Annotated in this window: 10 protein-coding genes; 2 read left to right on the top strand and 8 right to left on the bottom strand. The window is 58.9% G+C overall.

Annotation, left to right across the window (positions count from 1 at the left end):
• Positions 1 to 54 precede the first annotated feature (54 nt).
• Positions 55 to 324 carry an acyl carrier protein gene (locus ACYSMN_RS15710; RefSeq protein ID WP_488924856.1) on the bottom strand — a complete coding sequence of 90 codons (270 nt, stop codon included), beginning with the start codon at positions 322 to 324 and terminating at the stop codon, positions 55 to 57.
• Positions 325 to 765: 441 nt separating this feature from the next.
• A complete protein-coding gene (locus ACYSMN_RS15705) occupies positions 766 to 1,860 on the bottom strand; it encodes a fasciclin domain-containing protein (protein ID WP_488924855.1) in 1,095 nt (364 codons plus the stop codon).
• Positions 1,861 to 2,184: 324 nt separating this feature from the next.
• On the opposite strand from ACYSMN_RS15705, the gene ACYSMN_RS15700 reads away from it, so the two are divergent.
• The gene (locus ACYSMN_RS15700; RefSeq protein ID WP_488924854.1) at positions 2,185 to 2,718 is read left to right on the top strand and encodes a cupin domain-containing protein; all 534 of its coding nucleotides are present in this window, start codon (positions 2,185 to 2,187) and stop codon (positions 2,716 to 2,718) included.
• A gap of 54 nt (positions 2,719 to 2,772) precedes the next feature.
• On the opposite strand, the gene ACYSMN_RS15695 is transcribed toward ACYSMN_RS15700, so the two are convergent.
• Positions 2,773 to 3,465, bottom strand: a complete 693-nt coding sequence (locus ACYSMN_RS15695; protein WP_488924853.1) for a hypothetical protein — start codon at positions 3,463 to 3,465, stop codon at positions 2,773 to 2,775.
• Between the two features lie 671 nt (positions 3,466 to 4,136).
• Between ACYSMN_RS15695 and ACYSMN_RS15690 the strand changes: the two genes are divergently transcribed.
• Positions 4,137 to 4,421: an acyl carrier protein gene (locus tag ACYSMN_RS15690; RefSeq protein WP_488924852.1), complete on the top strand. Its 285-nt coding sequence runs from the start codon at positions 4,137 to 4,139 to the stop codon at positions 4,419 to 4,421.
• Positions 4,422 to 4,590: 169 nt separating this feature from the next.
• On the opposite strand, the gene ACYSMN_RS15685 is transcribed toward ACYSMN_RS15690, so the two are convergent.
• From ACYSMN_RS15685 to topA, 5 genes are all read right to left on the bottom strand, one after another.
• On the bottom strand, positions 4,591 to 8,319 hold the full coding sequence (locus ACYSMN_RS15685; RefSeq protein ID WP_488924851.1) for a hypothetical protein: 3,729 nt from the start codon (positions 8,317 to 8,319) through the stop codon (positions 4,591 to 4,593).
• Positions 8,320 to 8,403: 84 nt separating this feature from the next.
• Positions 8,404 to 8,943: a metal-dependent hydrolase gene (locus ACYSMN_RS15680; RefSeq protein ID WP_488924850.1), complete on the bottom strand. Its 540-nt coding sequence runs from the start codon at positions 8,941 to 8,943 to the stop codon at positions 8,404 to 8,406.
• A gap of 256 nt (positions 8,944 to 9,199) precedes the next feature.
• Entirely contained in the window at positions 9,200 to 9,889 is a 690-nt protein-coding gene (locus ACYSMN_RS15675; RefSeq protein WP_488924849.1) for an SIR2 family NAD-dependent protein deacylase, read from the bottom strand.
• Between the two features lie 105 nt (positions 9,890 to 9,994).
• Entirely contained in the window at positions 9,995 to 10,897 is a 903-nt protein-coding gene (locus ACYSMN_RS15670; protein WP_488924848.1) for a DUF4846 domain-containing protein, read from the bottom strand.
• A 219-nt stretch (positions 10,898 to 11,116) separates the two neighbouring features.
• Positions 11,117 to 13,594 (bottom strand): type I DNA topoisomerase, encoded by a 2,478-nt coding sequence (gene topA, locus ACYSMN_RS15665; protein ID WP_488924847.1) that lies wholly within the window; start codon positions 13,592 to 13,594, stop codon positions 11,117 to 11,119.
• Positions 13,595 to 13,755 lie beyond the last annotated feature (161 nt).

Here is a 13,755-nt window from a genome sequence, read left to right as displayed (position 1 = left end):
AGCTACAGATCGATAAGAGTATGAACAAGAAAAAGTTACCGGCGAATTGGAGTGTCAGCGCCAGAGGCGGCCCCAGGTTTCGGCCACTACATAGTCCACGAAGTCGCCGATGGTGACGAAAGGCACTTCATCGGGGATATAGATGTGGAAGCACTGTTCCAGATCCAGAATGATGTCCACGATGTCGAGCAGGTCGAAACATAACTCTCGGCTCAAGTGGAAGCGCGAACGAAGCCGTTGCACCGGGATGGTTTTGCGCTGGCTGATAATGGAAAGCACCTGTCGGGCAATGGATTTGGGGACGGAAGTCGTCAGAGAAATCATAGGAGTGGAGCTTGGCGGTAGATGACAAGAGCAGGTTTTGTACTTGCAGCTCCTGCGCAACTTTCGGTTGGTTTTCGTAGCGGCCTTTCGGCTTCAGCAGCGTGCAAAGGCGGTTGATTGCCCAAAAGTGGCCCGTAAAAATTCCCGCTGAAACAGCCAAACCAGTGAACCGTCGTTTGGCGAACTTGAATCGTCGGCTGTTGTACCCGAAGCGTTAGCAAGGGTAAGAAGGACAAGTGCCAGGGGCTTTATTGGGCATTTTTTCCGGTTTGAGCAACCGTCAGAAGGCATCCATCATGCGCAAATAGAAGTTGGCCGTGCCATTGATTCTGCGCCAGGTCGAGTCGGTCGAAACGAGAGGAATACTTCATCAAAACAGCCCCGCCACCAACCGCAAGGCAGGCAACGAGGCTGTTTAATGGGTCGGGCGGGGCGGCTGAGCTACGGCAGCAAAACCTGGTCGATGACGTGAACTACCCCGTTGCTGGCCAACAGATCAGTTGGTCGTGCGGTGGCTGGTCTGAAGTTGTTGCCGGGGCCCCGAACGGTGAGGAAAGGCAACACACCAGCGGCGGTCACGGGGCCGCCCAAGGTCGTAACGGTCTTGGTTGTAAAGAACGAGCCCGTGCTCAGATCGGAGGAGAAGGCCCGGTTGCCTACAATGTGCAGCTTAAGTATGGCTACCAGCGTGGCATCAGGCACCTGATCGAGGCTGGTGAGGCGCTGCTGTACTAGCAGCTGCCGGAAGGCAAAATCGGTGGGCGCGAACACCGTCAGGTTGGAAGCAGGGTCAGCGGCGGCGATGAGTAAATCGGCGGCAGCGGGGCGCTGCAAGGCCTTAAGCAACAACGTAAACTGGCGGTTGGAGCCGGTGGCGCCTGCTACCACGAGGTCGGTTATCTTACCAGTTGGAGGCATCAGCACCTTATCGATGGCGTGGATGATGCCGTTGCTGGCCGCCACGTCGGCGATTATAACCTTGGTGTTGCCGTTGATGAAAATGCGGGTAGTATTGAAAAGCCGGTCCTCATTCTTGGAGAAATACACCGTGTTGTCGTTCACGCCGGGGGCGGAAGCGGGCTTGAGTGTGGTTTGGGAGCTGGAGCCGGCGGGAAAGTCGGCGGCGGCTTTGCGGCCGTCCAGCACGTGGTAGAGCAGGATGTTACGCAGGGCGGAAATTTGATTCGGGTCAGTCAGGGCCCCGATGTTGGCCGCCGTGTTGAAGGGCGCCGGCAGCTGAGCAAAGGCGGCGTTGGTTGGCGCTAGCACGGTGAAGGGCCCCGCGCCGCTGAGCGTGTTGGCCAGGTCGGTTTTCACGACAGCCGCAACCAGCACCGAGAAATTGGGATTGGCCTGCGCGACCTGCACGATAGACAGGGTAGGGTCGCCGTGAGCCAGCTGCTCGCTACTTTGGGTGGGAGTCGGGTCCGGTTTGGCGGCATCGTCCTTGTCGCAGCTGGTGAGGGCGAATCCAAACAGCGCAACCAGCAGCACAAGCAGACGCTGGAATGACAGAAGAGTGAAGGAAGAGGACATGGGCAAGGGTTTGAAGTGGAAAGATGGTTTGTCCTTCAAACTGTTGTGAGGCTGAGGCAGATACAGCCTTGGGTGTCAACCGGCAAATCTTGAGAGCGTACCCCCGAATAATCGGAATGAACCGTATGCTTCTAGAAGCATCGGTATGGAACTCCGGGACCGTTTTGCAGGCCAACTCCGAAACCGCCTGAGGACGCTCGCTTGCTCATGCGGTTCCGAAAGTATTGGGCTGCCCGTCTGGCTATTGTCTTGCTTAAAGGTTGAGCTTTTGTTGGTGCCTACCCTGTTCTACCTTTACTCCGCCGGTCAACCAACTTCCTCCCTATGAGCCAGTCTTCCATCCTGGGCACCGATAGAATCCGAGTGGTGAGCAGCGCCCGCGAGGGTGCCGACCATTCCGAACTCATCATGCACGTGGCGCCACGCTACTACACGCCCAAGCATTTCCACGACTTCTTCACTGAGACTTTCGAGGTGCTGGAGAGCGAGCTGGAGTTTGGCAAAGGCAAGCAGACATTGTTGCTCCGCACTGGGCAGAGCGTGCAGGTGGAGCCAGGCGTAGTGCATTACTTCGCCAATAAAACCGCTGCGCCGGCTACCATCCGCGTTAGCGTCGCGCCCGGCAACGCCGACTTCGAGCAGGGCTTCCGCATCTACCACGGCCTGGTAGCCGATGGGCAAATAGACGCCAAGCAGAACCCCAAGCAGTTCGCCGACACGGCGCTGTTTCTGAAACTCACCAACTCGCGCTTCCCTGGTTTTGGCCGGTTCATCGAGCCGCTGTTTTTCCGGGCCGCCGATAAAGCCATCCGCAACGGAAGGCTGGCCGAACTGCAAGCGCGCTACTGCCCTAGCTAGCGCGCGAGGGCAGGAAAGGCCCGTGGTAGCGTAGGTTGTAAGTGGAAGCCGCGGCTACTTTTTATGGGCGCCAAAAGTGTAGCCGATCGTCACGTTGGCCAGCAGGCCGTTGGTGCCCGGAAATCCTTGCGAAGCGGCCTTATAGGTTTCCTGCCGTTCGGTGGCCCGGTTGGTGTAGGTCAGCTTGTCGTTATCGAGCGAGCTCCACACGTTGGGCCAGTACCGCACGCTAGGCATGATAAGAATACCCGCCAAGCCGTTTTCCTGCCGCCGAAACGGATAATAGCGGTAGTAGGCTCCTAGCCCCAGCGTCGCGGTTTTGTACGAATTCACCCGATTACTGGCGGTTTCGGCTTGTCCATCATAATACACTTCATAATAGTGAAGCTTCGGCTCCACCCGCACGTCAAACGTAGGAGTGAGTCGGTAGCCAATGCCCACGCCCAAAGTAGAGGTAAGCTTCTCCGCCAACTTCTGGTCCTGGGCCACGGTTGAGGCACTGTTGCCGCTCAGCTTGATGTTGAACCCGTGCGAGTAATCGAACACCAGGCGGTTGGTGGTGTACTCAGCCTGCACGTTGAACCCGCCAAGAAGCAGCTGGCTAACGCCGCCGCCTAAAGTGACCTTGTGCGAGTAGGGAAATAGCGGCCGGGGCGTGGCCGGCGCGGGTCCTTGCTGCGCATATATGGCGGGAGAGCTACCGAGAAAGGCGACCGAGATGGCGACGAGAAAAGCGGAAGTTTTCATGATGCAACGGGAGCTGCGGGGTTAGTTTGTAGCCGCAGCTTGAGCAATGTTACGCCCGTCGTTCACCCTCGTCCAGTGGCTGGTAGTCAGTTGTTGGATGGTCTTGGTGGAATGTTGTAAGAGGACTGTGGACTGCAAGCGCCCGCTAGCTTTACTAAGGGTGTGGATGGTAATTGTCCACGCGGTCTTGCTGAGCTTGTCGAAGCTTCTGTTCAGCTCCACAGCACGCTTCGGTTACGGCTTTTTGCTACCCGTTCACATTTCTTAAAGCGTCCTATACCTCTTCTGAGCAGTGAAGACCCTTTTTCGCAGGAGTCGGCTTCGTGGTCCTGCCGTCCTGCTACGGCCTACGGCGCAGTAGGACGACCTGCACACAACAAGTGGAGAGAATCCGAAAAAAATCTTCGATCCTCTCCACCGTTGGAGAGAATGTGAAAATTGTTTTTCGATTCTCTCCATCTTTCTAGGGTTCGTGTCCCTATGCATTCTCATTCATCTACCAGACAGTTCACGGGCGCTGTTAGCAAGTTCAGGCATCAATAAAGCCGCTTCACTGGTTTTTACCTTCTTTATAGCATCCAGAAAACGTTGGTTTGTATAGTTCCTGCTCCCGCTGCCCCTAAGCGGCAGGGGCGGTAAGCAGTTTCCTTTCACTGTTCAAGCCACTTGTTATGCGTCACGAGATTCAACAGCAGGTCATTGCGTTACTGGTCGAGCAGGGCTATTCGCCCTGGCAACTGAACCCCGCCACCCGTTTTGCCGAAGACCTTAACCTCGATTGGCTGCGGCAGCTGAAGTTGGTAGAACGGCTCGAACAGTATTTCGGCATCGACATAGCCGGCCCGGAGCGGCAGAAGCTAGGAACCCTGCGCGACGTTTGTACCAGCGTGGAGCGTCATCTGTTCGGTAATCAGGCTCCTTTCGCGCAGCTACTTGGGTTGCTTAGCGTGGGCTAGGAAGCGAAGACGAAGCAGGCAAGAAAGCCTCGCGGTGTTGGGCCAAAGAGTCCATGTGGGCCTGGGGCCGGCAGATCTTGTCGGAAACGGACACGGCCCACCACGAAAAAGCCCGGCCCCAGAACAACTTCTGAGGCCGGGCCTAGTAGCAGGTGGAAGGCGTTGCTGCCTACTGGTCGATTCGAAAACCTAGCCCAAACTGAATCAAGCCGCTTTCTTCCTCCGAAAGCTGATACGATACGGACAGGGCCAGCTGGTCCGTGACCGGAGCGATATAGAAGCCCGCGCCATAGCCATCGTGCCAGCCACCGGGCGAGCTGCCATCGTAGTACACCCGGCCCCGGTCGAAGAAGCCGAACACGCCGTAGGAGAAGGGCAGGAAGTTGTTTTTCACTTGCCCAAGCGCCAGGCGCAGCTCGGAGTTGAGGTAGAGGCTGGCATCGCCGGTGAAACGGTTGCGGACGTAACCGCGCAGGTTTTCGCGCAACCCCAGGTAGGAGAACTTGTAGAACGGAATTTCAGCGTCGGTGCCGTAGTTCTTCGCGCCGCCGCCTTTCACGGCCAGCGTAACCGGAATGAGCAGCCGCGCCGTGCCATAGTATTCCGCGAAACCTTGGGTGAGGCCAAAGTTGCTTTGGTTGCGGTTGAGCTGAAAATACGTGTCGTGCTGGGCGCGCAGGCGCACGCCGCGCCGCGCGAAACGCTGCCGGTCGCGCAGGTCTAGGTCGAGCAGGGCGTTGAGGCCGACGAGGCGCTGGAAGCCGGTGTTGGGGCGCAGGTCGGTGGCCTCGGGGTTTTGCTCTAGCTGGCCCAGGTAGGTATTGCTGCCGAAGTTGGTGCTGTACTGCTCGTAGTTGCTGCCCAGCCGCAGGAGGCTGCGCTGGAAGAAAACGCGCTCCGCAAACACGCCGGCGTTGTAGCCCTTGTAGCGCGCTTTGTAGAAGTTGTCGTCGTAGAGCGCGTCGTCCTTGGTGGTATTGTTGCCGAGGCCGAAGAAGTTGTAGAACTGGAAAAAGTTGCCGTATTCGGCCCGCGCGCCAATATCCCAGAGCTTGATGGCGTGGCGGTGGCGCATGTTGAACGCCACCTGGAAATTGCCGTTGGAAGAGCCCTGCACGTCGATGCCGTAGAGGTTTTTGTAGCCCGGCTTGCGGAACCCCTGTCGCACAATATCGACGCCCGCTCCCACGCCGAAGCCATCGCTCTGGTTGAAAATGAGCGTGGCCCGCGGGTTGTAGCCATCGTACTCGAAAGCTTCCCGGTCGTAGCGGTTTACGGCTGGTTTGGTTGAGGTGCGGTTGTCGGATTCGGGGCCGAGCTTGAGGTTGGTGTCGGGTAGGTCGTAGACTTTGGTGAGGGTGCGCAGGCCGCTCACGCGCGAATCATCGGTTATCTGGTCTTTGCCATCACCGCCGATAATGCGCACGAGCACGCTGTTTTTGGCCGCGCCTGTTACCGTAAAAACGTCTTTGCCATCGAGGCCGTACAGGCTCACCTCCGCCGTTTCGCGGGGCTTGAACGTGCGGTCGAACAGCGGCTCGCCGTCGGGCGCGTCGGTGTCCTTGGCTTTATCGAACATGCGGACCCGAACGTTGCCGTCGGGTTGGCGGTCCACCTGGAACACTTCGGCTTTATTGGAGCCTACCACATCCACCCGTTTGGCGAGCAGCAAGTAATAATCGTCCAGGGCTTTGGGCAGCTCCTGAATGCGCGCCTTGAGCTTGCGGTTCAACTCCTGGCCCGACAACGGCGTCAGCTCCGGCGGCATTTGCGCCGTGGCTTGGTCGATGGCCGCGGGCGTAATCTGGGTTTGCATGTACTTGCCGATTTCCTGCCACTGCTCCCGCGTGAGGCTTTGCAGCAGGAATCGGTCGAGGTTCCGGGCCGGCCAGTTCAGGCTTTCCAGATCATGAAACTCGCTCTGAAAATCCTCGATGCTGGGCACGGCCCATTCGCGGTTGGCCAGGTAAGTCAGCAGGCCGTTCCAGAGCGTGAAAGCCTGGTCCCGGTCGCGCGGAATGGGTTTGTAAATGGTGCTTTTGCCCTGCTTGTAGCCGGCCCATTTCCAGTTGTCCTCGTGCTTGCCGAAGTCGGCCACCAGCATGTCGAAGGCGCGGGCCCGCCCGAAGGCTTGCGCGTCGATGCGGTTGTCGTGGTCTTTGTAGAGCTGGCGGAAGAAGCTAAAGGAGCGCCGCACGTCGTTGGCCCCGCCGAAGCCGGGCAGGTTGGGCTTGGGGTCCACGGGCCGGTCTTCGAGCGTGCCCAGCAACCCGGCGTATTCCTGCCGGTAGGGTCCCAGCTGGTTGTTGTCGGGCAGCACAAATAGGCGCGGGCGGGCGTGCAGAATGTCGGTCTGGTCGAGCAGAGAGCTAATCACCAGTCCCGAATAAGGATGCGCCGTGGGCGTGATGCCGCGCAGCACGTCGGCAGCCACGGAATTGCGCAGCTCCGGCGGCAAAATCTTGGTCACGTCCTTGTCCACGGAGCGAAACACGTACTCCGACGAGTCGGCGGCAATGAGCTTGAGGGAAGTGGTTTGCCGGCCGCCACCGCGCCCAAACACGCGCAAGCCACCTTTTTCCGAAGCCAGATCCAAGGTGCGCACCTGCACCGGCTGCGTCCAAGACGTGCGGTACAGCGGCCCCAGGAAAAACCGTTCCGTACCCGAACCGGCGTACTGCTTGCCAGCGGCCAGGGTCTGCGTGGCTTGAAATGGCGCATCAGGTTTAGTTTCGACCACTCCGCGCGGCGCCGATGGGCACTCGGGAATGAAGCTGTTCACGGGCACATTAGCCAAGCGCGGCTGCTGGCACGCCGACTGAAAGAGTACGGCGTTGTAGGCTTCCTTGGTGCTGGTGCCGGCCTCGTCGAAGGCATAAAAATGTGCCTTTACGGTGCCATCGGCGTAATATTCGAGCTTGGAAAACCCTTCTTCCGACTTGTTGAATTGCGACTGGCCGTTGGCCCCCACGTGCTGCTTTTCCGCGAAAGAACCCGCCACGAGATGGTAGTTGTCTTCGAAGCGGGTGAGTTGCAGGCTGTAGTCGTGGGCGGCGGCGTACACGGCGCCGGGGTGGTCTTTGAGAGTGCCAAGCAGTTCCTTGCGAAATGCTTGGTAGGCTGGGTTGGCGAGGTCGCGCGGGGTGCCCACGTTTTGGCGGTAGGCTGCGTACACCGAGCCCAGCACCGGCGGCAGCAAGTGCCGACTCAGGGGCTGCTTGCCGCCGTACACGCCGTTGCTAATAACGGGCTGATGGCCCACCAGCAGCACGTTTTTGCCCTTCGTATCGTCGAGTACGTCTTGCAGCTGCTCCCGAAATTCTTGCTGCGTGAGGGTTTTGCAGTCGGTGTCGGGCGCCTCGGGCCGGTCGAAGGGATGCGTGAACCAGGGCGAGTTGAGAGCCACCAGCCGCACGTTCGGCGCCACGTCAATGATTTCGGGGCCGGGGCAGCCGCCGGTGGGGGCGAAGGCGTTCTGGTTGGGCAGACGCTTTTCGATGTAGTCTTCCAAGCGGCGCACGCGCTTCAGGCCGTCGGGGCCAGAATTGGCCCAGTCCCGGTCGCCGGGCACGAAGTAGATTTTGCCGTTCGATAAGCCCTGCACCAGCGCCAGCAACGCATCGACGCGCGCGGTTTCGCCGGCCCGGCTGGAGTCTTGTTTGGTGCCGAGGCCCTCGGGCCCCACAATATCACCAAGATGGACCACCGTAAACGGGCCCGACTGCTGTTCCAGGCGGCTTCGCAGCACTTGCAGATGCTTGGTGGGCAGGTCGGCAGTAGCGGTATTGCCGAACAAGTAAACAGTGTGTACCGGAGCGGTAGAAGGTTGCGCCAGCGCGGGCAGCGTCGTTGCTAGACTGAAAGCGGCCAGCAGCAGACGGTGTTGAAGTACGTGCATAGAAGGTAAGCTAGACTATGCCATACGCAGAACTAAGCAATACGATTTAACATGAATTTAATTTGCCGACTCAGAACGGACCGCTCAGGCGCTAGCCAGCCGCCGTAGTCGGGCCAACGCCAACGCTGCCAAGCAAGGCAGCCCCACCCACAGCAGCTCACTTTTCAGCACGCGGGTCGCCCATTCGCCCACGAACTTCTTGATGCCAATGGGCGAAACCATAAGGGGCCGAAACCCAAAAAAGTAGCGCTGCTGATCAAACGGACTGTAAAACGCCACGCCTTCACCACCGGTTGTCATGGCATCGAGCACGCCGTGCGAAGCAGTGGCCAGAAACAGCAGCACCCATAGCCGCCCGGCTGCCGGGACGTTGGCAGTACGTCGTAGTCTAAGCAGCACGGTCAGAACGGAAGCCACGACAGCTGCTGCCAGTAAGGAGTGCGTCATTCCTCGGTGCCCCCAAAGGCTGGCGTAGGGCACGTGGAATTTGAAACCAATGACGTCGGCATCGGGCAAAAAGGCGCAAGCGGCGGCCAGCACCCAGTAGCGCCAATGGCGCCGGTCGGGGAGGAGGAGTTTGCCCAACGTAGCGCCCAGCGCGCAATGCCCGAAAACAGAAGCCATGTAAGTAGAGAGACCTTAGATCTGAGACGTGAGACAGGCGTTTGATCGTCGAAATCTTACTGTAAGGAGCAAGAACCTTCATTTCTGACTAAATACCTGAATTATGGGCCATGGAAGGGCATGTACGCAAGTATAAAGTGCAATCTAACAGCCAAGCCAATCTATCAAGCTAGAACGAGTGGGTAATTAGCCAAAAGGCGGTCATGCAAAGCCTGACCGCCTTGCTTAGAGCAACAGCTGTGACTGGGCACAGACTCTATTGCGTTAGCAGTTCCGCTGCTACGCGCGGCACGCCGGTGCTGGCTGGTTCCGTGATGAAATGCAGGTTGCGGCGTTCAGCCATCGGGGGCTGGTTAGGGTCGATGACGTAGATGGGGTGGCCAGTCGGAACGAAATGCACTAGGCCCGCGGCTGGATACACTTGCAGCGAAGTACCGACTACCAGGAAAATATCGGCCGTGGCGGCTTCCTCGATGGCGCGGTCCATGAGCGGTACGGCCTCGCCAAACCACACGATGTTGGGCCGTAGCTGGTGACCCTGTTCGCACATATCGCCCAGCTCAATCCGGTCCGACGTCATGGGATACACCAGCCCCTCGTGCTGGCTGCTGCGTGACTCGAACAGCTTGCCATGTATATGAATCACGCGCGAAGAACCGGCTCGCTCGTGCAGGTCGTCCACGTTCTGCGTCACGATAACCACTTCAAAATCCTTCTCTAGCTCTACCAGCGCCTTATGGCCGGCATTGGGTTGGGCGGCGCGGGCGGCGGCGCGGCGCTGGTTGTAGAATTCCAGCACCATTTCCGGGTCGCGGTTCCAGCCTTCGGGTGAGGCTACGTCCTCCACGCGGTGGCCTTCCCACAGACCGTCGGAGCCGCGGAAGGTGGCCAGGCCGCTTTCGGCGCTAATGCCCGCGCCAGTAAGAGCCACTATTTTCTTTTTCATCAGTGAAATGCGGTATAAGCTTCAGCTTGCGCTAGAGTTGAACCGGCGCGAAGTAGCTGTTGCGTTGGCTTTATAAAATTCTTCCGCTGAAGCGTCAAGCAGCAGTTAAAACCGCTTCAGCTCTTCCCGCGCAAAGGTCCATTCTGGGGTGACGAAGCGGGAGTCTTCCGGGTTTACGGCAAACCAGGCGCCTAAGGTCGCGTCGTTGGTGGCTGTATTGCGCAACACGTGAATCTGCTGGGCCGGCATGTAGCTTTGAGCTAGCAGCACGTAGCGGTGGCCGGTGCTCGTGTGCCGCGCCACGTCCAGCACCAAGACGGCGTGACCGGGTGAGCCGCCGCGAATGAAGACGTCGCCGGGCTGCACATTGGCCGGAGCTATCGGGGTCAGCTCACGAGCCAGAGAAAGAGTGCCGGCGTAGGTGAAAACCTGGTCGAGGTAGCGGCGGAACACGGCGTGCGTAGGCTTTTCCACGGGGCGAGGAGCCGGCAGCACCTCATTGCCGCTCACCCGGAAACCCTGCCCCCGATACCAATCGGCAAACCGAATGTCGTTGCCGCTGGTGAGGTGAAAATGCACGGTATCAGGCTTGCGCGAAAATAAATACTCGCCCCGCAGCCGAATAACGGCGTCGGCGCACTGCTGCAAGTCGCGCGTACCGACATCAATGTCGAGCACGGCGGCGTGTACGGTCTGCGGGTCTTTCAACTCCCCATTGTAGAGGTGCACGGCCGTACCGGCGGGCAGCAACGGCAGGTAGCGCAACCAGTGCCCAAACGAGCCGGCCGTCACCTTCACCCGCGTGCAGCCCGGCGGCGGCGCGAAACGGGCAGTCACACTCCGGCGCACATCATAAGCATCAGCAGCCAGCCATGGATAACGGTTGGGAGCCGCAGAAAGAGGCTCCGGTTTGGTGGCAACGGGCGGCGTTTCGGACAGGGCAGTCGGTTGCCCGCAAGCCAGCAGGCAACTCAATAAGGCAGGCAATACGAATAGGCGTTCCGGCATAAAGAGCAAGAAAAAGTCCGCGTCAGGCGGGCTTTATTGTGAATCAGGAATATAACGGAGGCCCTTATAATTTAGCGTGTAGCATCAGTAGGATCAGCGCCTTGCTCTTATCCCAAGCTAGATCTTGCGGCATAAAATTGATTCAACTCAAGCCCCTCCTAAAACCAACCGGCCCGCCGAATCATTCAGCGGGCCGGTTGGCTTAGGGTTGACTCGATACTATTTGGCTTTCGCGGCTGCCTTCTTAGCCGTAGCAGCTTTTTTGGCGGCCGGTTTCTTAGTGGCAGTTTTCTTGGCCGCTGGTTTCTTGGCGGGTTTGTCCGCGGCTTCGGTGGCGTCCGGAGCGGCTTTCTTCGCCCCAAAACGGCCGCCTTTAGCGGGCTTGTCGGGGGTGGCTTCGGCTAGTTCCAGGCAGCGTTGCAGCGTGAGGCCCGCCGGCTCTTCGCCCTTCGGAATTTTCACGTTTTTCTTGCCCACCACGATGTAGGGGCCGAAACGACCGTTGAGCACCTGCACGTCAGCGTTTTCGGGGAAGTCTTTAATGAGGCGTTCCGCGTCGGCTTTGCGCTTGGCTTCGATCAAGTCTATAGCCTCCTGCGCCGTGATGGTATGCGGGTCTTGCTCCTTGGTAAGCGAGTAGAACTTGCTGTCGTGGCGGATATAGGGGCCAAAACGACCTAGGGCGGCCGTCATGTCCTTGTCCTCAAACTGGCCCACGATGCGCGGCAGCTTAAACAAGTCCAGCGCCTCTTCCAGCGTGATGCTCTCAATGAACTGGCCTTTGCGCAGGCTGGCGTACACGGCTTTTTCACCTTCCGGCGCGCCTTCTTTGGGCTCGATCTGTACGTAAGGACCAAAGCGGCCGAGGCGGGCTGTGAGCTTCTGCCCAGTTTCGGGGTGGGCTCCGATTTCGCGGTTGCTGCCCAGCGTGTTGCGCTCAATGTCCTGGCCGCGCTCCACCGTTTCGTGGAAGGTGCCGTAGAAACCGGCCAGCATGTCGGTCCACTGCTCCTCACCGTCGGCAATTCGGTCGAACTCGCCTTCCACTTTGGCCGTGAACTGGTAGTCCACAATCACCGGGAAATGCTCCACCAGGAAGTCGTTGACTACCATAGCCGTGTCCGTCGGAAAAAGCTTGGCTTTGTCGGCCCCGAAAGTCTCGGTTTTGACTTCGGTTTTCACCGCGTCACCGTCCAGCGTGAGCACGTGAAACTTGCGTTCCTTGCCTTCGCGTGAGTCTTTTTCCACATAGCCGCGCTTCTGAATAGTGCTGATGGTGGGAGCGTAGGTTGAAGGCCGGCCGATGCCCATTTCCTCTAGCTTCTTCACCAGCGAAGCTTCGGTGTAGCGAGCGGCCGGGGCCGCGAAACGCTCCGTGGCGCGCAACAACTGCAATGGCAACTGCTGGCCCACGGTCAGGGGCGGCAGCCCGCGCGAGAAGCTCGACTCCTGCGTGGCTTCATCCTGCTCTTCCTCGTCTTTCGACTCGCTGTAGGCTTTCAGGAAACCTTCGAAGGTAATAACCTCGCCGGAAGCCGTGAGTGTTACGCCCGGCTGGGTGCTGATACCAATAGTGGCAACCGTGCGCTCAATGCTGGCGTCGGCCATTTGCGAAGCCATAGCCCGCTTGCGAATAAGGTCGTAGAGGCGCTGTTCCTGCGAGTCGGAGCCGGCTTTCACCAGCGCGAAGTCGGTGGGGCGGATGGCTTCGTGGGCTTCCTGCGCCGAGGCCGACTTGGTTTTGTAGACGCGGGTCTGGGCGTATTCTGGGCCGTAAGCGCGGCTGATTTCCTCTTTGGCAGCCGTCAGTGCGTCTTGCGAGAGGTTCACCGAGTCGGTACGCATGTAGGAGATTTTGCCAGCCTCGTAGAGCTTCTGCGCCACGCTCATGGTCTGCGCCACCGAGAAGCCGAGCTTGCGCGACGCTTCCTGCTGCAAGGTAGACGTGGTGAACGGCGGCGCGGGGCTGCGCTTGCCGGGCTTTTTCTCCAGATTTTCGATGCGGTAGTCAGCGCCCACGCAACGGGCCAGGAAAGCTTCGGCTTCTTCGCGGGTCTTGAAGCGCGTAGGTAATTCGGCTTCCAGCACGGCGCCTTTGCCCGCGTCGAAGCGGGCCGTGACGCGGTACGCCGACGTTACCTTAAACTGGTTGATTTCCCGCTCGCGCTCCACCACCAGGCGCACGGCCACCGATTGCACGCGGCCGGCGGAAAGGCCGGTTTTCACTTTCTTCCACAGCACCGGGCTCAGCTCGAAACCCACCAACCGGTCGAGCACGCGGCGGGCCTGCTGGGCATTCACCAGGTTCAGGTCGATGGTGCGCGGGTTGTCGATGGCGTTGAGGATGGCATTCTTGGTGATTTCGCGGAACACGATGCGGCGCGTCTTGCTGTCGTTCAGGTTCAGCGTCTCCGACAAGTGCCAGGAAATGGCTTCGCCTTCGCGGTCATCGTCACTTGCTAACCACACCACTTCGGCCTCCTTGGCCAGCTTCTTGAGCTGTGCGATTATCTCTCGCTTGTCGGCCGATACCACGTAAGTTGGCTTGAAGCCATTCGCAATATCAATAGCGTTGTTGTCCTTCGGCAAGTCGCGGACGTGGCCGAACGACGACTTGACGACGAAATCCTTGCCCAGATAGCCTTCAATAGTTTTGGCTTTCGCGGGGGACTCGACGATGACTAAGTTTTTGACCATGGGTGAGAGGATAAATCAGGAGAGGAAAGGCGGGCTGAGGATAGCTTTCAGATAGAAAACGCGACAGCAGGCAAGAAGTTGAATTTTGCCGCAAAGATGCTGTAATAATCCGTCGACCTAACGTGCCGTACAATAATAGTAATGTCGGACCCTATCCGCAG

Source organism: Hymenobacter sp. M1-2, assembly GCF_057808495.1.
Note: the sequence above shows the minus strand (reverse complement) of the source record. Positions and strands in the feature narration are given on the sequence as shown.